The sequence below is a fragment of the Paraburkholderia fungorum genome (genome assembly GCF_046027215.1).
In the GTDB taxonomy this organism is placed as follows: Bacteria; Pseudomonadota; Gammaproteobacteria; order Burkholderiales; family Burkholderiaceae; genus Paraburkholderia; species Paraburkholderia fungorum_D.
The window spans coordinates 1157581-1177240 of sequence record NZ_JAQQEN010000001.1 but is presented as its reverse complement, the minus strand read 5'-3'; the positions used below and the strand labels follow the sequence as shown (position 1 = coordinate 1177240).

22 protein-coding genes are annotated in these 19660 nt (G+C 61.1%); 16 read left to right on the top strand and 6 right to left on the bottom strand.

Features of this window, described 5'->3' with window-relative positions; genetic code table 11:
- Positions 1-276: 276 nt before the first annotated feature.
- The 12 genes from PQR27_RS05330 to PQR27_RS05275 all read left to right on the top strand — a co-directional run bounded on the left by PQR27_RS05330 (position 277) and on the right by PQR27_RS05275 (position 9603).
- Positions 277-597, top strand: coding sequence for a ribbon-helix-helix domain-containing protein (locus PQR27_RS05330; protein WP_408522670.1), 321 nt, complete (start codon positions 277-279; stop codon positions 595-597).
- Positions 598-718: 121 nt separating this feature from the next.
- On the top strand, positions 719-1138 hold the full coding sequence (locus PQR27_RS05325) for a hypothetical protein (protein ID WP_408522669.1): 420 nt from the start codon (positions 719-721) through the stop codon (positions 1136-1138).
- A gap of 103 nt (positions 1139-1241) precedes the next feature.
- Positions 1242-1853, top strand: coding sequence for a hypothetical protein (locus PQR27_RS05320; protein WP_408522668.1), 612 nt, complete (start codon positions 1242-1244; stop codon positions 1851-1853).
- An 81-nt stretch (positions 1854-1934) separates the two neighbouring features.
- A complete protein-coding gene (locus PQR27_RS05315) occupies positions 1935-2828 on the top strand; it encodes a DMT family transporter (protein ID WP_408522667.1) in 894 nt (297 codons plus the stop codon).
- A 280-nt stretch (positions 2829-3108) separates the two neighbouring features.
- On the top strand, positions 3109-3684 hold the full coding sequence (locus tag PQR27_RS05310) for a TIGR00645 family protein (RefSeq protein ID WP_408525412.1): 576 nt from the start codon (positions 3109-3111) through the stop codon (positions 3682-3684).
- 55 nt (positions 3685-3739) lie between these two features.
- Complete coding sequence (locus tag PQR27_RS05305) at positions 3740-5263, top strand: fumarate hydratase (RefSeq protein ID WP_408522666.1); 1524 nt, start codon at positions 3740-3742, stop codon at positions 5261-5263.
- Between the two features lie 183 nt (positions 5264-5446).
- Positions 5447-5926 carry a bacterioferritin gene (bfr, locus tag PQR27_RS05300; protein ID WP_408525410.1) on the top strand — a complete coding sequence of 160 codons (480 nt, stop codon included), beginning with the start codon at positions 5447-5449 and terminating at the stop codon, positions 5924-5926.
- Between the two features lie 156 nt (positions 5927-6082).
- Positions 6083-6967: a glutamate racemase gene (gene murI / locus PQR27_RS05295; RefSeq protein WP_408522665.1), complete on the top strand. Its 885-nt coding sequence runs from the start codon at positions 6083-6085 to the stop codon at positions 6965-6967.
- A gap of 216 nt (positions 6968-7183) precedes the next feature.
- Positions 7184-7420: a (2Fe-2S)-binding protein gene (locus PQR27_RS05290; protein WP_408522664.1), complete on the top strand. Its 237-nt coding sequence runs from the start codon at positions 7184-7186 to the stop codon at positions 7418-7420.
- 251 nt (positions 7421-7671) lie between these two features.
- Positions 7672-8409, top strand: a complete 738-nt coding sequence (locus PQR27_RS05285; RefSeq protein WP_408522663.1) for an energy transducer TonB — start codon at positions 7672-7674, stop codon at positions 8407-8409.
- A 26-nt stretch (positions 8410-8435) separates the two neighbouring features.
- Entirely contained in the window at positions 8436-9167 is a 732-nt protein-coding gene (locus tag PQR27_RS05280; RefSeq protein ID WP_408522662.1) for a MotA/TolQ/ExbB proton channel family protein, read from the top strand.
- 16 nt (positions 9168-9183) lie between these two features.
- Positions 9184-9603, top strand: a complete 420-nt coding sequence (locus PQR27_RS05275; protein WP_408522661.1) for an ExbD/TolR family protein — start codon at positions 9184-9186, stop codon at positions 9601-9603.
- A 421-nt stretch (positions 9604-10024) separates the two neighbouring features.
- On the opposite strand, the gene PQR27_RS05270 is transcribed toward PQR27_RS05275, so the two are convergent.
- Positions 10025-11011, bottom strand: coding sequence for a LysR family transcriptional regulator (locus PQR27_RS05270; RefSeq protein ID WP_408522660.1), 987 nt, complete (start codon positions 11009-11011; stop codon positions 10025-10027).
- A 123-nt stretch (positions 11012-11134) separates the two neighbouring features.
- On the opposite strand from PQR27_RS05270, the gene PQR27_RS05265 reads away from it, so the two are divergent.
- The 4 genes from PQR27_RS05265 to hemP all read left to right on the top strand — a co-directional run bounded on the left by PQR27_RS05265 (position 11135) and on the right by hemP (position 13616).
- Positions 11135-12013, top strand: a complete 879-nt coding sequence (locus PQR27_RS05265) for a pirin family protein (RefSeq protein WP_408522659.1) — start codon at positions 11135-11137, stop codon at positions 12011-12013.
- A gap of 189 nt (positions 12014-12202) precedes the next feature.
- Positions 12203-12601, top strand: a complete 399-nt coding sequence (locus tag PQR27_RS05260) for an OsmC family protein (protein ID WP_408522658.1) — start codon at positions 12203-12205, stop codon at positions 12599-12601.
- Positions 12602-12676: 75 nt separating this feature from the next.
- Positions 12677-13159, top strand: coding sequence for an SRPBCC family protein (locus PQR27_RS05255; protein ID WP_408522657.1), 483 nt, complete (start codon positions 12677-12679; stop codon positions 13157-13159).
- Positions 13160-13355: 196 nt separating this feature from the next.
- Entirely contained in the window at positions 13356-13616 is a 261-nt protein-coding gene (gene hemP / locus PQR27_RS05250) for a hemin uptake protein HemP (protein ID WP_408522656.1), read from the top strand.
- Positions 13617-13913: 297 nt separating this feature from the next.
- On the opposite strand, the gene PQR27_RS05245 is transcribed toward hemP, so the two are convergent.
- From PQR27_RS05245 to uvrB, 5 genes are all read right to left on the bottom strand, one after another.
- The gene (locus PQR27_RS05245) at positions 13914-15320 is read right to left on the bottom strand and encodes a 4Fe-4S binding protein (RefSeq protein WP_408522655.1); all 1407 of its coding nucleotides are present in this window, start codon (positions 15318-15320) and stop codon (positions 13914-13916) included.
- Positions 15317-16162: an FTR1 family iron permease gene (locus PQR27_RS05240; protein ID WP_408522654.1), complete on the bottom strand. Its 846-nt coding sequence runs from the start codon at positions 16160-16162 to the stop codon at positions 15317-15319. The genes PQR27_RS05245 and PQR27_RS05240 overlap by 4 nt, the downstream gene beginning before the upstream one ends.
- Positions 16163-16214: 52 nt before the next feature.
- Entirely contained in the window at positions 16215-16547 is a 333-nt protein-coding gene (locus PQR27_RS05235) for a cupredoxin domain-containing protein (protein WP_408525409.1), read from the bottom strand.
- A gap of 114 nt (positions 16548-16661) precedes the next feature.
- Positions 16662-17210 carry an iron transporter gene (locus PQR27_RS05230; protein ID WP_054042141.1) on the bottom strand — a complete coding sequence of 183 codons (549 nt, stop codon included), beginning with the start codon at positions 17208-17210 and terminating at the stop codon, positions 16662-16664.
- Positions 17211-17546: 336 nt separating this feature from the next.
- Positions 17547-19640 carry an excinuclease ABC subunit UvrB gene (uvrB, locus tag PQR27_RS05225; protein ID WP_408522653.1) on the bottom strand — a complete coding sequence of 698 codons (2094 nt, stop codon included), beginning with the start codon at positions 19638-19640 and terminating at the stop codon, positions 17547-17549.
- Between the last annotated feature and the right edge of the window lie 20 nt (positions 19641-19660).

Below are 19660 nucleotides of genomic sequence, written 5' to 3'. Positions count from 1 at the left end.
TTCAAATTCATTCAGATGAATTCTCATATCCCGAAAATAGGACGAATACCCACATTGCCGGGATTATTTATCGGCAAGTCGTATATCTGTATGACCCGCCGCGTTAGCAGAGAGAGAGGATTGACGAACCGCAAATTTGATTAATCCGATCATGAAAGACGAACCATTCAGCCCACGCCGCAACTCCGCGGCTTTCCTGAACTTGCTCAGCGCGTTGGTAGGCTTCGCGGCTTTAATAGAGGTGTTGCATCTACCGATTCCTACAGACGCACTGACATGCGGATGACACAGTATTGCAACTTCACGCCGTTACTTGCAAAACCAAGACTACGCTCCGTCAGAATTAACGGATTTGCAACATGTCTGCGACTCGAGGAGATTTACTGGCGAATCATCGAAGAAATTGCGCGTCAGGAATCCCTGACAGTAGGGAAGCTGATTTCCAAATGGGCACTCGATATTGATATGACACAAGAGACCGTTTGCAATTTCACTGGACTCATCAGAATTATCTGCGTCACTCAAATAATCGAACAAAAGCACCTGATCGATATGAAGACGATCGACCCAGATGCACCAGTCAACGCGCTTCAATAATTTTCAAGGAGGTCCATCGAACCAACACCTTCATTTTTCCGATACGTAGCGGCGCGACGACCGCCGAGCACGACACGCAAAAACAACTGACCGGTTTAATTTTGATCCCAAGGATTTGATAATGACGAATGCGATCAGCAGCATGGGCAACAGCACGCCGTTCGACATGGGCAACATGCCCGCGCCGGCGCAAGGCGGCACGCAAACCGACGCCCAATTCGCCTCCGTGCGTATGTTCTCTCCCGACAACACCGGCGACGCCGGCAATGCGCAACCGGCTTTCACTGCCGCGGCACCGCATGCCCACGCCAGTCACGCCCACCATGCAGCCGCGGACGGCGACGGTAGCGGCGCGGCCGCACAGGATGCTGGAGCAGCGGCACAGGGGGGCGGCGGCAACGGCATGTCGGGAGCGATGAGCCAGATCATGGACATCATCAAAACTGTCATTTCCGCTGCGATGCAGCTGGCTCCGCCGCTTCTCGGCATGTTCACGTCGATGATGGGCAAAGCGGGGACGTCGGGAGCGGGCACCGCCTGACGGGAGCCCTGAACAGCCGGCCGTCGCGCGACCCCGGCCGGCCTCGGGGCGGCATCCGCTATGCCGCCCCGCTTTAAATCCAGCTCTTCCCCCTCAGAACGCAATGAATAATTCCCTCGGGCCCGGGTCCGTCGATCGCCGGCGAATCGACGAACTCGTACGACGCTCCAATGCAGCGCGGCACACGGCCATTACAAGTTTTGTCGACGGCGGCCATCGCCATATCGGCGAAACGCTGCGCAGCGCCGTGCCGCCAGACGCGCTCGTGCAGCGCTTCCTCGACGCACTGCAGTTAATGCAGGACTACGTAGGCACCTCGTACCGGGTGTCGCAGATTTCTCGCGTCGGAGTGGCCGCGCTACAACGCGGCAAAGGCCGGTATTTTGCCGACCCCGGCGTACAGTGCGCCTTTGTACTGCCATGCAATGCAGCCGCATGGGCGATCAATGCGGCTGAGGCTCAACCGCGCGACGGCGCGCACCGGCTGTTCTCGATCTTCGACGAATCAGTCCCACAAAAGAATCTGTCGACCGCCCTGCTCGCGGATCATGTCGTCGTGCTACCCGGCGTGCCGCTGCGCCTGACGGGCCTGCGCATCATTGGCGACCCCGATGCACTGGATCCCGGCCGCGCTCGCGTCGTCGCGCATTTCGCCCGGGCCGACCCCGCCTGCGGCACGCCCTATAACCTCTACAACGGCACCGGGGCTGCCTGACGCGAGTAGCTGGCGAGTGCGATGCACCGGCCGCTCCGGTAAACTGCCGCCCTGACGCGCGCTCTTACCCGGATCTACAGCTTGAATCGTTACGCCCTGCTTCTCATTACCTCGATGCTGCTGGTCGGCAGCAATGTCGGAATCGGTAAATCAATCGTCGAGTTCGTCCCCGTTCCGTTGTTCGCGCTGCTGCGTTTCGTGATCGCCATGGCCGTGCTGTGGCCGCTCCTGCGGTTGACCAGGCTGCGTCGCGTGAAGCGCGACGAATGGCTCAATCTCTTTCTGCAGGCGCTGTTCGGCACCTTCGGGTTTACGCTGCTGATGCTGGGCGGCGTGCAGCGCACCAGCGCGGTGGCGGCCGGCGTCATCACCAGCACGATCCCGGCGGTGGTGGCGCTGCTCTCGTGGCTGATCCTCAAAGAGCGTCCGAACGGTCGGGCACTCGCCTCGATCGCGCTGGCGATTGTCGGCGTGGTCGTCATCAATCTTGCGCATGCCGGTCAGGACGCGAGCGGCGAGACATCGTTCGCCGGCAATCTGATGGTGCTCGGCGCAGTGTGCTGCGAATCGCTTTACATCATCCTGTCGCGCCGTCTCACGCAAACGCTCGCGCCGATCGACATCTGCGCCTACACACATCTGTTCGGGCTGCTGCTGATGCTGCCGCTCGGCGCCGGCGCGCTGGTCGGCTTCGACTACCACGCGGTGCCGCTCAGCGTCTGGACACTCGTGCTGTGGTATGGGCTGTCGGCGAGCATCTTCTCGTTCTGGTTATGGATGAAAGGAATCCGCCACGTGCCCGGCAGTCTGGCCGGCGTGTTCAGCGCCGTGCTGCCGGTCGCGGCGGCGATCTACGGCATCGTTTTTCTCGGCGAGCGGCCCACGCTTGCGCACGGCATCGCACTTGCGTGCGTGGTGGCGGGGATCGGCCTTGCCAGCCTGAAGGTCAGACGGCCGCCGCCGGTGGCCTCCTGAGCGCGGTTGCTCGCGAAGGACTGGCCTGCCCGCGCCGCTGCGGCAAATTCGGGCGGCGCTGTACAATAGCGCGCCTGACGCGAGCTTTTCCTGCCTGCCTGGGCCATGCACCGCGCCGTCGGCGCTGGATTTGCGTGCGTGATTTGCGTGCCTGATTTGCATGACCCGCGCGGTTATTCTGCGCATTTCGCCCTTGTTCCGTCACCTGCGTTTCGTCTGACTCATCTAACTCTTGCCTATGTCCGCCCCGCGACTCGACATGACCCGTCAGCGCCGCCCGATGCGTCCGCTGCCCGCCATCATCTTCATGAGCCGCTGGCTGCAGGTGCCGCTCTACCTTGGCCTGATCGTCGCGCAAGGCGTGTACGTCGTCCTGTTCCTGAAGGAAGTCTGGCACCTGGTCACGGCGTCGATGACGCTCGACGAAACCAGCATCATGCTGGTCGTGCTCGGCCTGATCGACGTGGTGATGATCTCCAACCTGCTGATCATGGTGATCGTCGGCGGGTATGAAACCTTTGTGTCGCGTCTTGGCGTAGAAGGTCATCCAGACGAACCGGAATGGCTCGATCACGTGAACGCCGGCGTGCTCAAGGTGAAGCTCTCCATGGCGCTGATCAGCATTTCGTCGATCCATCTGCTGAAGACCTTCATCAGCCCCGACCAGAATTCGACTCACACGATCATGTGGCAGGTGATCATCCACGTGGCGTTCCTCGTCTCGGCGCTGGTAATGGCGCTCGTCGACCGCCTCACCACGCATACGCACCCGAAACACTCTCAGGAGCCCGCGGCGCTGCACGTCGTGAGTTCCAGCAGTTCGCACGATTCCACTCCCCTGAAGGCGCACGACTGACCGCACAGCCAATTGCGATCGGATAACAAGCGCCACTGTCCCCACTGAGCTAGCCATGACCGTCATCAAACAGGAAGATCTGATTCAGAGCATTGCTGATTCGCTTCAGTACATCAGCTACTACCACCCGCTCGATTACATTCAGGCCTTGGGCCGTGCTTACGAGCTCGAAGAGAGCCCGGCCGCGAAGGATGCAATCGCGCAGATCCTCACCAACAGCCGCATGTGCGCCGAAGGCAAGCGCCCGATCTGCCAGGACACCGGCATCGTCACGGTGTTCGTGAAGGTCGGCATGGACGTGCGTTGGGACGGTGCGACGATGGGCGTCACCGACATGATCAACGAAGGCGTGCGCCGCGGTTATCTGAACCCGGACAATGTGCTGCGCGCGTCGATCGTGAGCCCGCCCGAAGGCGGCCGCAAGAACACGAAAGACAACACGCCGGCCGTGATCCACTACGAGATCGTGCCGGGCGACAAGGTCGACGTGCAGGTCGCGGCCAAGGGCGGCGGCTCGGAAAACAAATCGAAGTTCGCGATGCTGAACCCGTCGGATTCGATCGTCGACTGGATCCTGAAGACCGTGCCCACCATGGGTGCCGGCTGGTGTCCGCCGGGCATGCTCGGCATCGGTATCGGCGGCACCGCTGAGAAAGCGATGGTGATGGCCAAGGAATCGCTGATGGACCCGATCGACATTCAGGACGTGATCGCCCGCGGCCCGCAGGACTGGATCGAAGAACTGCGCGTCGAACTCCATGAGAAGGTCAACGCGCTTGGCATCGGCGCGCAAGGCCTGGGCGGCCTCGCCACCGTGCTCGACGTGAAGATCATGGCAGCCCCGACACACGCTGCCAGCAAGCCGATCGCGATCATCCCGAACTGCGCGGCCACGCGTCACGCACACTTCACGCTCGACGGCTCGGGCGTGGCGAAGCTCGAAGCGCCGTCGCTTGACGCATGGCCGAAAGTGCAGTGGGAACCGAATACGGAAACCAGCAAGCGCGTCGATCTGAACACGCTGACGCCGGAAGAAGTCGCAGGCTGGAAGCCGGGCCAGACGCTGCTGCTGTCGGGCAAGATGTTGACGGGCCGCGACGCCGCGCACAAGCGTATCGCCGACATGCTGGCGAAGGGCGAAAAGCTGCCGGTGGACTTCACGAACCGCGTAATTTACTACGTCGGTCCGGTCGATCCGGTGCGCGACGAAGCAGTCGGACCCGCAGGCCCGACCACCGCCACGCGCATGGACAAATTCACCGAGACGATGTTGTCGCAAACGGGTCTCATTTCGATGATCGGCAAAGCCGAGCGTGGCCCGGTTGCCATTGAAGCAATCAAGAAGCACAAGGCCGCGTACCTGATGGCCGTGGGCGGCGCTGCTTATCTCGTGTCGAAGGCGATTCGCAGCGCGAAGGTGCTCGCGTTCGAAGACCTCGGCATGGAAGCGATCTACGAGTTCGACGTGCAGGATATGCCGGTGACCGTTGCTGTCGATTCGAACGGCACGTCCGTGCACCAGACCGGCCCGAAGGAATGGCAAGCCAGAATCGGCAAGATTCCGGTCGCGACGGTTTGATTCGCCGCTAACGCCTGTCACGCATGTCGAAAAGCCGGGACCCAGGTCCCGGCTTTTTCATTGCCGCGCGAGACGCGGCGCGTGATGCCAGGAACAATGTCAAAAGATGCTTCCGTTTCCTTGGCTTTTTCAGGTCTGGCGTTTATTGTTGTTGACAATTCAAAACCACTAAAAGGGATCCCCATGCAAGGCGACAAGAAAGTTATCGAGTATCTGAACGATCAGCTAAAGAACGAACTCACCGCCATCAACCAGTACTTCCTGCACGCGCGGATGTATAAACACTGGGGCCTCGAGAAACTCGGCAAGCATGAATACGATGAATCCATCGGTGAAATGAAGCACGCCGACTGGCTGATCGAACGCATTTTCATGCTTGACGGCCTGCCGAATCTGCAAGACCTGCACAAGCTGCTGATCGGCGAGGAAACCAAAGAAATCCTTGAATGCGATCTGAAGCTCGAACAGATTTCACAAAGCACGTGTAAAGAAGCGATTGCGTATTGCGAATCAGTCCGCGATTTTATCTCGCGTGAAATCTTCACGAAGATTCTCGACGACACCGAAGAACATATCGACTGGCTTGAAACCCAGATCGACCTGATCGGCAAACTCGGTATCCAGAACTACCACCAGTCCGCAATGGGTTCGGTCGAGTCCTGATCGACTCAGGCTGGAACAGCTCGCGCATCGGCTCATGGATCTGCTCTCAAGCAAGGCTCCGTGCCGCGCGGGCGATATACTTGCGCACCGCCCTGTTTCCGTGAGCTTCCCTTGACCGCTGTGCCACGCGAGTCCACTTCGCCTATGCCTGCAGAAATGCCGTCTTCGAGCGCCCCGATTGCTACGGCTGTCACCGCCTCCGCCAATTCGAGCGCGCCGGTCGGCATTTTCGACTCCGGCTTGGGCGGTTTGTCCGTGTTGCGCGCCGTGCGTGCCCAATTGCCTGACGAGGCCATCCTGTATGTCGCCGACTCGCTCTACGCGCCCTACGGCGAACGTGACGACGACTTCATCGCCGACCGCACTCTCGCGATCGGCGAATGGCTGGTCAGGCAAGGGGCGAAGGCGTTGGTGGTCGCATGCAATACGGCCACTGCGCAATCGATCGCGCTGGTCCGCGAAAAGCTGGCGATTCCATTGATCGGCGTCGAGCCAGGCGTCAAACCGGCTGCGTTGCAGTCGAAAACCCGCGTCGCCGGCGTCCTCGCCACGCAAGTCACCTTGCGCAGCGCCCGCTTTCAGGCGCTGCTCGAACGCTACGCCGCCGATTGCCGTTTTCTCTGCCAACCGGGCCATGGCCTCGTACAAGCGGTGGAACGGTGCGACGTAGACTCAGCCGAGCTGCGCGCGCTGCTGCGCGGCTATCTCGAACCCATGCTCGAGGCCGGCGCCGATACGCTCGTGCTCGGCTGCACCCACTACCCGTTTCTTGATGCAGCGATCCGCGATATTGTCGGCGACCGCCTGACACTGATCGATACGAGTGTGGCTATCGCGCGCCAACTGGAACGGGTGCTCGAGCAGAACGGACTGCGTGCCGCCCACGATGACGCAACCCGTGCTCTGCCCCGCTTTTATTCAACCGGCGACGGCACTCACCAGCAACAACTCGTCGCCACGCTGCTGGAGATCGACGCGGTCGTAGAACCTGTCGTCATCCGGTCGCGCCGCGCCGCGACGCCGGACTCCCAAGCCGCATAACTGCGGGTTCGAGCGCGTTTTAGGGCCGCCGCGCGGCCTTTCTGCGCGCTTTTTAGGCATATTCACGCCGATCCGGCCCCGCGCGCGCCGCTCCTCCCCATAGACGAAACCCTTCTAACAGTCTGGTTTTGTTACAAAAAACCACGCAGGACGCTTGCCAAACGGCCGAAACAAAATGATAATAATTCGCATTAACGTTAGCTATGACGCCCTACCATGATTGTCTGTGTCTGCAAGTCTGTTTCTGACCGAAAGATCCGTGCCTCGATCGCGGAAGGCGTCGATTCGTTTGACGAGCTTCAGTTCGAGCTGGGCGTCGCTTCCTGCTGTGGCAAGTGCGCGGACTCCGTGCGCGACGTCATGATGGAAAGCGGCGTGTGCGCGAGCCGCTGCGGCTTCGAGCATCAAACGCAAGCCGTGCCGCTGACGTTTTACGAACGCAAAGCTGCCTAAGACCTGGTTTTCCGGCGCGGCACACGCCGCGCCCTGAGCGTTCGCCGCCGTTTTCTGCTTCACGCTCTATCCCACTGCCGTCAGCAAGCCAGTATCCGTACCAGCCAGCTACCCGCCTCGCCTGTCAAAAGGAGTTTGAGATGGAATTGCTGATTGGTTTCGTGACTACTTTATGCATTTCGCTGCTGATCTTCCGAACATGACGATGTCCAGTCTGACGCGCTGTATCGACGGCGCGCCGCCACGCTAACATGCAGGCTTCGCATACCGTTTCCGCCGGCGCCCCGCCGGCCTCCTCCATCCGAACGAATTCCCGTACCCTGACCGCGACTGCCGCGGTGGCGGCAATTCACATCGCGTTGCTCGCCGTGATCATGACGCTGCGTCATGAGCCCGTGCAGCCGCAACTCGAATCGCGCGTCATGACCGCCCAATTGCTGGCGCCGGAACCCGTTGCCGCACCGGTCGCGATGCAATCGATCGCGCCGCCGCCGCCAAAACCGACGCCGCCGGTTCACACCAAGCCCGAGGTCCAGCCAAAGCCGACGCCAACGCCCAAGCCAACGCCGACTCCGTTGCCGCAGGCCGCCGCGCCGTCGCCTACGCCCGTTGCGGCGCCCGACCCGACGCCGCCCGCGGCCGCCGCACCGGCTGCACCCGCGGCTCAGGCCGCGCCGGCAATCGGCCGTCAGACGATGGAAATTACCGCGCCGAAGAACGTCTCGCATCTCGACTGCAACATCGCCAAACCGGACTACCCGACGCTCTCCAAACGGCGTGGTGAGACCGGAACCGCGTATGTGAAGTTTGTCGTGGGCCTGACCGGCAAGCTTGAGAACATCGAACTCAAGAAGAGCAGTGGCTTCAGCCGCCTCGACGACGCCGCGCTCGCCGCGGTGCATGCGAGCGCCTGCAAACCTTATCTCGAGAACGGCGAGCCGATTCGGGCCGCGTATACCCAGCCTTACGACTTCAATCTGAACGATTGAGGCAGATTTTAAAAAAAGGAATTGCAATGCAAAACTACGGACTAGCGCACGTGTGGGCGCAAGGGGATTTCGTGACGCGCGGTATCGCGCTCGCGCTGTTGATCATGTCGGTGATGTCGTGGACCGTGATCGTCATCAAAGGCTGGAACGTGATGCGACTGAACCGCCTCACCAAGAATGCCGAGCAGTCGTTCTGGCATTCGGACGACCTCGCCGACGGCGTGAAAAAACTCGGCGCCGGATCGTCGACGCCGCAGGACAACCCGTTCCTCGCCTTGGCGCTGTCGGGTCAGGAAGCCGCCGATCACCACCATCAGACGCAGCCGCATTTGCACGATCGCATGGATGTGTCGGACTGGGTCACGCGCTGTCTGAAAGACACGATGGATGACAGCGTGTCGCGTATGCAGAGCGGCCTTGCGATTCTCGCGTCGATCGGCAGCACGGCGCCGTTCGTCGGCCTGTTCGGCACGGTGTGGGGCATCTATCACGCGCTGCTGTCGATCGGTGCAAGCGGTCAATCGTCGATCGATCAGGTTGCCGGCCCGGTGGGCGAAGCGCTGATCATGACCGCATTCGGCCTGTTCGTCGCGATTCCGGCAGTGCTCGGCTACAACGCTCTGACGCGCGCCAACAAGGCCATCGTCGCCAAGCTGAGCCGCTTCGCGCATGGTCTGCACGCATTCTTCGTGACGGGCGCCCGTCTGTCGTCGTCCAAGCGCGGCGACGGTCTGCGCCTCGCCACGCGCGTCAACTGATCAGCGAGGCACTCCGATGGCAATGAGCCCCTTCGCCGGCGACGATGACGACGGCCTGATGAACGAAATCAACATGACGCCGCTCGTTGACGTGATGTTGGTTCTCCTGATCGTCTTCATGGTGACGATTCCGGTGATTCGTCATGCAGTCAAGATCGATCTGCCGCATGCAAGCAGTCAGAAGGAAGACACCAAGCCCGCGCAGGTGACGGTCTCCGTCGATGCCGACGGCAACGTGTTGTGGGACGACAAAAAGGTCGACGAAGCGGCGCTGCAGGCAAAGATCGCCGAGGCTGCGCAAGCAAACCCGCAACCGGAATTGCATCTGGATGCGGACCGTAAGGTGCCGTATGAGAAAGTGGCTGAAGTGATGTCGGCGGCCCAGGCCGGCGGCCTCACGAAGATCGGCTTCGTCACGCAGCCTAAAGGCAAGTGACCGGCAATTAAATCGGCAACTGCGCGGCAACTGCGCGGCGCCGTGCAACGCTCTTAAGCAGCGGCTGCCGAAATGCACAAAAGCCCCTGAAACAGGGGCTAAAAGTAAAAGGCCTTCATCGCCAGATGAAGGCCTTTTTTTGTGCGCACTCGGCGCCTTCGGGCGGCGGGATCATTTGCCATCGGTCGAAGACTGATAGCTCGCGTCACCGCATGCGACAGCCGTGATCGACACGGACAGCGCGGTCAGCCCTATCAGGCTCGCTATGATAGCGGCCATGAGTTTTCGCATAAGAGACTCCTTAGCGAAGGGATTTCACTATAGGCCCGTAAGCGCGCGCATTCAAGGAAACCGCCATTGAAAGTACTCATGACAGACGGCGCTTAAATGCTAAAAGCGATGTTGTCATGCGTGGAAAGTGCTATGACATGACCGCGAACGACTGCGGTACGCCAGCCTGTTCTTTGCGCGTGGGGCACTCGCCCATGATGTGTTTTCCTTCGTCGGGATCCAGCATCTCAACCAGATAATCGACGAACGCGCGCACCGCCGGCACCATTCCCTGGCGCGACACGAATACGGCGTACAACTGCGGCGTCGGAAGGGTCCAGCCAGGCATCACCGGCGACAATTGCCCCGCGCGCAAGGCCGAGCCGTACATCATTTCCGGCAGCGCCGCGATACCGACGCCGGCGAGCACCGCTTCACGAATCGTCATCAGATCGGCGGTCACCAGACGCGGCTCGTGTTCATGCGCGTGACGCGTGCCGTCCGGAGCGATCAGGTTGAATACGTGGCGGCCATCGCCGGTCGACACGTCGAGCGTTTCGAAGCGGCCCAGATCGGCAGGCAATAGAGGGGGCGCATTCTGCTGCAACAGGCTCGGTGCGCCGACCAGCATCTGCTGCGTGCGCCACAGCGGACGCACGACGATGTTGGCGTTTTCCGGTGGATCGGAACGCACGCGCAACGCGACGTCGATCGAGTCTTCAAATAGATCGACCACACGGTTGGTCACGCGCATCACCACGCGCACTTCCGGATAGCGATGCATGAACTCCGGCAGGATCTGCGACAGGATGGTCTGCGAAATCGTCACAGGAACACTTACACGCACCGTGCCGCGCGGCGACGAACGCAACTGCTGCACCACGTTGACCGCCGCCTGCGCCTCGTTGAGCATCGCCTGACAGTGCTGGTAAAACAGTTGCCCCGCTTCTGTCAGCGCCAGCTTGCGGGTGGAGCGTTGCAGCAAACGCACGCCCAGCGACGCCTCGAGTTCGGTCAGCCGGCGCGACAGGCGCGACTTCGAGATGCCCAGTACCCGCTCGGCCGCGGAAAAACCACCGTGTTCGACGACCTGCGAGAAATACATCAGGTCATTCAGATTGTGTGAATCGATCTTCATCTCATCGTTCCAGTAATAGAACAATCCATTGCGTGGCGGCGGCTGGCACCGCGAAAAACGGTCCTTATAATAGCTCCATGTTTCAAAAATAATGCTATTCCCCATTTTTCGAGGTGACATTTGATGAGCACGACCCGCACGATCGAACGCATCTATCCCGCCGTTCGCACGACCGAGGGCGGCGGCTTTATCGTCCACCGTCCGTTTCCGACCCGCATGCTGATGGATTTCGATCCGTTTCTGCTACTCGACGAAATGGGGCCAATCGACTACGCGCCCGGCGAGGCCATCGGTGCGCCGGACCATCCGCATCGCGGCTTCGAGACGGTCACCTACGCGCTCGAAGGCCAGTTCGGCCACAAGGATTCCGCGGGTCATTCGGGCACGCTGCATGCCGGCGACGTGCAATGGATGACCGCGGGTGCGGGCGTCGTGCACAGCGAGATGCCAGACCCCTCTTTCGTGCGCACCGGTGGGCGCGTGCACGGCTTGCAATTGTGGGTGAACCTGCCGCGCCGCGACAAGATGATCGAGCCGCGTTATCAGGAGATACCGTCGGCCAGTATTCCCGTCGCGACTTCCGCGGACGGCAAGGTGCGCGTCAAGGTGATCGCCGGCGAAGCGCTCGGCGTCAAAGCGGCCATCGAAACGCGTACGCCGATCCTGTATCAGCACTTCTCGCTGCAACCAGGCGCGGCGATTCAACAGCCGGTGCCGGCTGACTATCGTGTGTTTGCTTACAGTCTGTCGGGCAAAGGTTTTTATGGCGAAGGCGAAGCGCGCCAGGAAATCGACGCGCAGAAAATGGTGGTGTTTCAGAACGACGGCGACACAGTCACGCTCACAGCGGGCTCCGAGCCGCTGGAAGTCCTGCTGCTCGGCGGCGTGCCGCTGAAGGAACCGGTGGTGCGCTATGGCCCGTTCGTCATGAACACGGAAGAGGAAATCCGCCAGGCCGTCACCGATTATCAGGCTGGCCGCATGGGTGCGATCACGCACTGATTGGCGTCCACGCTGCACGCGCCGCCGACTCTCGGGTCGGTCGGCGTGGTAAGGAAAGCGCCGCCGTGCCGCAGCACGGGGCGAAGGCCGCTAAATTCGTTCACAATAGCAATTCATGCCGCGCGCCGCGCCGTTTAACCATAACGGATCGTGGCGCGCGGCGATTTCCGTTTCCGTACAGGAGTGCGCATGGCAGAGTCCACCGTCACCGCCCACATTGGTTCGACGAATTTCCAGGTCCTTTTCGACGACGGCAAGCACACGTGGCTCGCCGATGAACCCGAGTCGCTTGGCGGCGGTGATCGCGGACCCACGCCCGTCTCGCTGCTGCTGTCGAGCCTTGGCGCCTGTACCTCGATCACGCTGAAAATGTACGCTCAGCGCAAGGACTGGCCGCTTGCCGATGTGCGCGTGACGCTGTCGCTCGAAACCGGCGACGAAGGCACAACCATCGATCGCAAGATTGTGCTGGAAGGTGATCTGTCCGACGAGCAGCGGGAACGGCTCTTGCAAATTGCCAATGCGTGCCCGGTTCACAAGATCCTCACGCATTCGATCACGATCCGTTCGGGCCTCGCCGTCGCCTGATGCCAATGGCCGACATGGCATGCATCGGCTAACGAAGCCTCACGTATTGCAACGCTTTCATAGGAAGCTGTCGTCTTGAATTTCGAACACCTTATCCAGATCAACGACCCGTTGAATCCGCTTGTTGACTCGATGACCCGCGAACAGTTGTGGGAGGGCCTCGTGCTGCGCGCCGAACAGCCGCAACTGTTCGTAATCGGTCTCGACAGTTGCACCATCCTTTCGCGCAAAGGCAACACGCTCGAACGCGAGTTGCACTACGGTCAGGCCACCGTACGCGATCGCGTCACGCTGCAGGAAAGCCAGAGCGTGCGTTATGACATTCTGCCCACGGCAGACTACGTAGGCGGCTCGCTGACCATGACCATCGAGCAACCGGACGAGCTGCAACTGTTCCTGCGCTTCGAATACGCGACCACCCTGCCCGTCTCCGACGACCAGGACGCTGTGCAGACGCAGGAAATCGTCAAATCGGCGTACCGCGAAAACGACATCGATACGGTTCGGTTGATTCGCCAGTACGTGCAAGCCCGCCAGGAACCCGGTTCCCTGCATTGATTTCCGCGCGCGGGCGCTCTGCTCGCGCGTGCGCGTCCTGGCCGCCAGGTTGATCGGCGGCCCGTCTTCGGACCACTCGCAGCCTCCCTGATCATTCCAGCTATCGAAAATCGAATTCGATTAATTTCTCTTTCTTGTAAATGGGAATAGTTATCATTTAGAATTAATCCATCGAATCGACCAACAGCTAAAACGAATGACCGATCTCACGCGCCCTTCTACACTCAGCCTGCGCCGCCCGGCGGCCGCACTGACCAGCCGTCCGAAGCCATCGACGGCAACGGCAACCGCCACGAAGCCTGCTGCGGATCGCGCCAAGAGTTCTGGCGAGACGTCGGATCGGGTCGTACGCAGCGACGCACTGCTGCAAGGACATAGCCACGTCAGCATCGTGCATAACGGCGAGACCTACCAGTTGCGCGCAACGCGTCTGGGCAAGCTGATTCTGACGAAGTAACAGGCGGAACGAACAAAGGTAACGAATAGAGGTAGCGCAGAGTATTGTGGGGACCACCTCCTCGAGAGGTGTTGGGCATTAGCCAGCCACGACGGCTTGCACGTGAGAACTAGACCCCTTCGTGCAGACACCAAGCCAGCCGTCGCAGCAAGCCAGGCCGCTTTTTTGGTTCTCACCCAATGCGGACACGCGAAACGTCGTGTGTCGCAGCGAACAAGATGACAAAGCCGTGGGATGTTGCCATCTCCACGGCTTTTTCTTTGGATGGCGTCGACCTGAGCGTCGAAGCGTCCGGGCTTACTTCGAGGCCCAGCCCCAGAACATCAGCCACCATGCGCTATCGACCACCGCGAGCGCGGCGAAGAACCAGACCATCGCGAGGCCGCGCTGCACGATGCGCTCGCTGTACCGACGGGTCACGAGCCAGGCGAGCCATGCGCTCCACACGTTGGCGATCGCCAGAATGCCGATGCGCAGATCCGACGCCCACCACAGCGACACATGCTCCGCGCGCAGCAGCGATAACGTGGTTGCCGACAAGCCGAGGAACACGCCGGCACCGGCGAGCGGAATCAGCCCTTGCGTCAGATGATGCAGACGCACGGTGTTAAAACGCCCCAGCATGCGCGTTGCGCCCATCAGCAGCACCAGCAGCGTGGTGCCGTACACCAGCGCGGTGGCGAGGATGTAGCCGATCACCATCGTGCCGTCGAGCCAGGAAAACACGTCGTTCTGCTCGGGGTAGTGCGTGAACAGGAACCAGGGCGCGTTGGTGTCGAGCGGCCATGTGATGTCGTGATCGACCAGCCAGTTGGCGAAGAACATCTTCAGATCGACGAACCAGCGCGACGCGGTCCAGTGGAATGCGCCGATCGCAATGCCGAGCAGGCCGTACAGGATCAACGCGGTGTCCCATGCACTCGCCTGCTTGTCGCCGAGTTGCACCACTTCTGACGACGGCGCGCGCCACGTCAACGCGATCGCGTCGCGGTGGCCACTGCAGCGGCCGCACATGTGGCAGTCGGATGCGCCTTTCATATTGCGCAGCGGAACCAGCGGCGCGCAATTGATCGGAATCACGCGATGCCCGTGCTCGCCGTTCTTGTATGAACGGCGCCACGCGTCTTCATCGACTTTGTAGTGGAACGGCGCGAGGCGCGCCAGAAGCGAAAACACCCCGTTGACGGGGCACAGGTATTTGCACCAGACGCGCTTCTCTCGTCCGTACAGCAGGCCAATGATCATCGCCGCGAAGGTCGAGCCGCCAAGTACCAGCAGCACCGCCTTTGGGTACTGGTAGACGCTCACCATCTGCCCGTAGATCGTGGTGATACCGAACGCGACGAATGGCCAGCCGCCCCAGCGCATCCAGCGTGGGATCGCCCAGCCGCGGCCGTATTTGCTGGCGAATTCGGCGAGCGCGCCTTCCGGACACAGCACGCCACACCAGACCCGGCCGAGCATCACCATCGAGAGCAGCACGAAAGGCCACCAGATGCCCCAGAACACGAACTGCGCGGCAAGTGTCAGGTTGTTCCACAGATGCGCAGTGTCGTCCGGCAGCGGCATCACCGCCGGCACCAGGATCAGAAACGCGTACACCGCCACCACGACCCACTGAATGCCGCGGATCAGCGCGCCGTGCCGCTGCATCCACTGGCCGGCCGCTGCAAGGCGGCCCGGGCGGGTCATCACGGTACTCATGCCGCGCGCCCTACGGCCTGCTGCGCCGGCTTGCGATTCGCGCGACGCACCAGCAGATAGACCACCGCCCAGTACGCCGCATAGGCGATCAGATTCATCAGCGCCGGATGTGCGCGATAACCCGTGAGCGTGGACACCAGCGAACCGAAGGTGCTCGAGTCATCAAGGATCGCCGACGAGTTCCACATCTGATCGACGAGCGTCGGCAGGATTTCCTTGTCGATCAGCTTGTCGACGCCGGTCTGGAACAGGCCCGCGCCAAGGAACAGCAGCATGATTTCGGTGACGCGGAAAAAGAGCCGCCACGAGAAGAACTTGCCGCCCAGTTGCAACACATAGAAAGTCAGGAATGCGAGACCCAGCCCGATCAGCACCGCGAGCATCTGGCTGCCGTCCACGTGACCGGATTGGCCAAAGCCGAGGCCGTACAGGAAGATGACCGTTTCGCTGCCTTCGCGCGCGATTGCCAGCGCCACCAGCAGCGCGACGCCCCACCAGTTCGAATCGCGTGTGCTCTTTTGCAGCGACTGTTCCATGTCGCGCTTGAGCGTGCGGCCGTGCTGCTTCATCCAGAGCACCATCTGCACGATCAGCACACACGCGATCAGCACCATCGCGGTCTGGAAGTAGTCCTGCGCGTCACCGGAGAGCACTTCGGTGAAACCGACCAGCGCCGCGCCGAGCGCCACCGCAGCAATCACGCCGGCCGCCACGCCGCCCCATAGATACGGCAAACCGCGGCGCGCGTCGGCGTCGCCATTTTTCAACCACGCATACAGGATGCCGACAACCAGCAAGGCTTCGACGCTTTCCCGCCATACGATGAATAAGACCTGACCCATCTAGCTCTCCTTCTACTGCTCTGGCGGGCGCATACGCCCGCTTCCCAAGCCACTACTTGGCGACGATCACGCCCTGCGCCTGCTGGTGGAAATCGTCAAAAAACTTGTACTCGCCTGGCTCCAGCGGCGCGATCACGACAAACGAATCCGCGCCGGGCGCCAACACTTTTTCTTTGCGCAGCTGGACACTTTCGAACTCGGCCGCGCCCTTGCCGGTATTGCGTATTGCGATCTTGATGCGCTGCCCCGCCGGCACCTGAATGCGTGCCGGGTTGAGCTTGCCGTCGTTCATTTCCAGGTTGAATGTGGGCAGATCGGCGGCATGTACCACGCCGGCCAGCGACGCCAGCATGGCGAACATCGCGATCTTTCGGTTAATTCTCATTAGCCTTTCCGGAAAACGCGGCGCCGCGGCTTTGACACCGGGCGCCGCCTGCTGCATTCGTTTGCGCGGCCTCGCGCACGTCAATACGCTGCGAGCCTCGACGATCCGTCTCGATCAGTAACCGCCCTTCTTGCCGATACCCGCGTACGTGAAGTCGTATTCGAGCGTGATCGGCTTGAACCACGGACCCACGCCGGTTTCCTTGTCGACGTGACGGCCGAAAGCCATGTGACCCGTTTGCATCGGCGCTTCGACGACCAGCTTCAGGTGGTACTTGCCGGGGCCTTGCAGCTTGACGTTGTCGCCGTAGTGGGGACCGTCGTTGGCGACCATTGCCATCATGTCGCCCTTCTGCGTCTGATTCGAGCCGGCCTTGGTCAGCTCATAACGCACTTGCAGATAGGGCATCCAGTCGCCCTCGGCAAAACCGGTGGGGTTGTTCTTGACCGCGTGGATGTCGGCTTCGAGGTGAACGTCTGAATCCGACGCCTTGCGCATCATGCCTTCGGGTTCCATCGTGATCGGCTGCAGATAGACCGCGCCGATTTCCATGCCGCCCTGAATCTGGTGCTTGCCAATCGGGTATTCCGCCGCCGTTGCCGAAAGCGCCGCTACCGCGGCCACTGCTGCTGCGCCACCACGCACAAATGAAGAAATCCGCATTGAAACTCCTTGTTTTTATCAGACTGAAACCGGACCCATTGGAACAGTGCGTCGCGCGCGTGCGCTGTGAGCAATGTGAGCGGTCGCAAACATCTGGCCACAGCGTTGCAACCGCTTTACAGCGTACATACGAACGTTAATGCGAACCATTCTCAATATTGGTTGAGTTTATCATCGATCGACAAGGAGAACAAATTTGAAGACGGGCAAAGCCTTATCCCAGCAGGGTCTTAAGGCTGAGTTAAGGAGCGCGTGTGACGGCTTCGGGGGAGAGGCGAATTCAGGGCAGGCGGGAGCGCGGCGCGTTGCCGCGCTCCCGGGAACAAAAGAGACGACTTAGTTGACGCCGGGCACGTGATCGCCGACGTTGGCGCCGAACACACGCTGGCGCAGCAACGCGATCTGGTCGCGGGTTTGCGCGGCCTTTTCGAACTCGAGATTCTTCGCGTGCTCCATCATCTGCTTTTCGAGACGCTTGAGTTCCTTGGCGAGCTGTTTCTCGGACATGTCCTCGAATTTCGCGCGGGCTTGCTGCTCTTTCAACTCGGCGCGGGCGTCGTCGACGTTGTACACGCCGTCGATGATGTCGCGAATACGCTTGACCACCCCGCGCGGCGTAATGCCGTTTTCGAGGTTGAAGGCAACCTGCTTGGCGCGCCGCCGCTCGGTTTCGTCGATGGCGCGGCGCATCGAATCGGTTACCTTGTCCCCGTACAGAATCGCCTTGCCGTTCACGTTACGCGCCGCCCGCCCGATGGTCTGGATCAGCGAACGCTCAGCGCGCAGGAAGCCTTCCTTGTCGGCGTCGAGAATCGCGACCAGCGATACTTCCGGAATATCGAGCCCCTCGCGCAGCAGGTTGATCCCGACCAGCACGTCGAATGTGCCCAGACGCAGATCGCGGATAATTTCGACCCGCTCCACTGTATCGATGTCGCTGTGCAGATAGCGCACCTTGACGCCGTGATCGGCCAGAAATTCGGTGAGCTGTTCGGCCATCCGCTTGGTCAGCACCGTGACCAGCACGCGATCGCCCACTTTCACGCGCTCGTTGATCTCGCCGAGCACGTCGTCCACCTGGCTACGCGCCGGGCGCACCTCGATTTCCGGATCCACCAGCCCGGTAGGACGCACTAGTTGCTCGGCCACCTGCCCGGCCGTCTTCTTTTCGTAATCGGCCGGCGTGGCCGAGACGAAAATCACCTGGCGCATCTTGCGCTCGAACTCGTTGAATTTGAGCGGCCGGTTATCGAGCGCCGACGGCAAACGGAAACCGTAGTCCACCAGGTTCTCTTTACGCGCGCGGTCGCCGTTGTACATGCCGTTCAACTGGCCGATCAGGACGTGCGATTCGTCGAGCAGCATTAGCGCGTCCGGCGGCAGGTAATCGACCAGCGTGGGCGGCGGCTCGCCGGGCGCGGCGCCCGAGAAGTGCCGCGAGTAATTCTCGATGCCCTTGCAGAAACCGAGCTCCTGGAGCATTTCGAGGTCGAAACGGGTACGTTGTTCGAGCCGCTGCGCTTCGACCAGCTTGCCGCCACTATAGAAAAATTCGAGCCGATCGCGCAGTTCGGTCTTGATTGTTTCGACCGCGCGCACCACGGTATCGCGCGGCGTCACATAGTGCGACGACGGGTAAACCGTAAAGCGCGGAATCTTCTGACGCACCCGGCCGGTAAGCGGATCGAACAGTTGCAGCGTCTCGACTTCGTCGTCGAATAGCTCGATGCGCACCGCCATTTCGGCGTGTTCAGCCGGGAAAATATCGATGGTGTCGCCGCGCACGCGGAACGAGCCGCGCTGGAAGTCGGCCTCGTTGCGGTTGTACTGCATCGCGATCAGGCGCGCGATGATATCGCGCTGGCCGAGCTTGTCGCCGATGCGCAGCGTCAGAATCATCTTGTGATATTCGGACGGGTTGCCGATCCCGTAGATCGCCGACACCGTGCCGACGATCACCACGTCGCGCCGCTCCATCAGGCTCTTGGTGGCCGACAGCCGCATCTGCTCGATATGCTCGTTGATCGAGGAATCCTTCTCGATGAACAGGTCGCGCTGCGGCACGTACGCTTCCGGCTGGTAATAGTCGTAGTACGAGACGAAGTACTCGACCGCATTGCGCGGGAAGAACTCGCGGAACTCCGAATAGAGCTGCGCGGCGAGCGTCTTGTTCGGCGCGAACACGATAGCCGGGCGGCCGAGCCGCGCGATCGTGTTGGCCATCGTAAAGGTCTTGCCGGAGCCGGTCACGCCGAGCAACGTCTGGAACGACAGGCCGTCCTCGACGCCTTCGACGAGCGTGTCGATCGCCGTGGGTTGGTCGCCGGCAGGCGGATAAGGCTGGTACAGCTGGAACGGCGAGCCCTCGAACGTGACGAATTTAGATTCGTCGAGCGTGTCTTCGGCTTCAGTCAGATGGTGTTCGGACATGTGGGCGGCACCAGGCCTTG

Excerpts from the sequence above, each read along its gene's own strand:
- PQR27_RS05330 (WP_408522670.1), top strand. The coding sequence starts at position 277 with ATGCGGATGACACAGTATTGCAACTTCACGCCGTTACTTGCAAAACCA.
- PQR27_RS05325 (WP_408522669.1), top strand. The coding sequence starts at position 719 with ATGACGAATGCGATCAGCAGCATGGGCAACAGCACGCCGTTCGACATG.
- PQR27_RS05320 (WP_408522668.1), top strand. The coding sequence starts at position 1,242 with ATGAATAATTCCCTCGGGCCCGGGTCCGTCGATCGCCGGCGAATCGAC.
- PQR27_RS05310 (WP_408525412.1), top strand. The coding sequence starts at position 3,109 with ATGCGTCCGCTGCCCGCCATCATCTTCATGAGCCGCTGGCTGCAGGTG.
- PQR27_RS05305 (WP_408522666.1), top strand. The coding sequence starts at position 3,740 with ATGACCGTCATCAAACAGGAAGATCTGATTCAGAGCATTGCTGATTCG.
- bfr (WP_408525410.1), top strand. The coding sequence starts at position 5,447 with ATGCAAGGCGACAAGAAAGTTATCGAGTATCTGAACGATCAGCTAAAG.
- murI (WP_408522665.1), top strand. The coding sequence starts at position 6,083 with ATGCCGTCTTCGAGCGCCCCGATTGCTACGGCTGTCACCGCCTCCGCC.
- PQR27_RS05290 (WP_408522664.1), top strand. The coding sequence starts at position 7,184 with ATGATTGTCTGTGTCTGCAAGTCTGTTTCTGACCGAAAGATCCGTGCC.
- PQR27_RS05285 (WP_408522663.1), top strand. The coding sequence starts at position 7,672 with ATGCAGGCTTCGCATACCGTTTCCGCCGGCGCCCCGCCGGCCTCCTCC.
- PQR27_RS05280 (WP_408522662.1), top strand. The coding sequence starts at position 8,436 with ATGCAAAACTACGGACTAGCGCACGTGTGGGCGCAAGGGGATTTCGTG.
- PQR27_RS05275 (WP_408522661.1), top strand. The coding sequence starts at position 9,184 with ATGGCAATGAGCCCCTTCGCCGGCGACGATGACGACGGCCTGATGAAC.
- PQR27_RS05270 (WP_408522660.1), bottom strand. The coding sequence starts at position 11,011 with ATGAAGATCGATTCACACAATCTGAATGACCTGATGTATTTCTCGCAG.
- PQR27_RS05265 (WP_408522659.1), top strand. The coding sequence starts at position 11,135 with ATGAGCACGACCCGCACGATCGAACGCATCTATCCCGCCGTTCGCACG.
- PQR27_RS05260 (WP_408522658.1), top strand. The coding sequence starts at position 12,203 with ATGGCAGAGTCCACCGTCACCGCCCACATTGGTTCGACGAATTTCCAG.
- hemP (WP_408522656.1), top strand. The coding sequence starts at position 13,356 with ATGACCGATCTCACGCGCCCTTCTACACTCAGCCTGCGCCGCCCGGCG.
- PQR27_RS05245 (WP_408522655.1), bottom strand. The coding sequence starts at position 15,320 with ATGAGTACCGTGATGACCCGCCCGGGCCGCCTTGCAGCGGCCGGCCAG.
- PQR27_RS05240 (WP_408522654.1), bottom strand. The coding sequence starts at position 16,162 with ATGGGTCAGGTCTTATTCATCGTATGGCGGGAAAGCGTCGAAGCCTTG.
- PQR27_RS05235 (WP_408525409.1), bottom strand. The coding sequence starts at position 16,547 with ATGAGAATTAACCGAAAGATCGCGATGTTCGCCATGCTGGCGTCGCTG.
- PQR27_RS05230 (WP_054042141.1), bottom strand. The coding sequence starts at position 17,210 with ATGCGGATTTCTTCATTTGTGCGTGGTGGCGCAGCAGCAGTGGCCGCG.
- uvrB (WP_408522653.1), bottom strand. The coding sequence starts at position 19,640 with ATGTCCGAACACCATCTGACTGAAGCCGAAGACACGCTCGACGAATCT.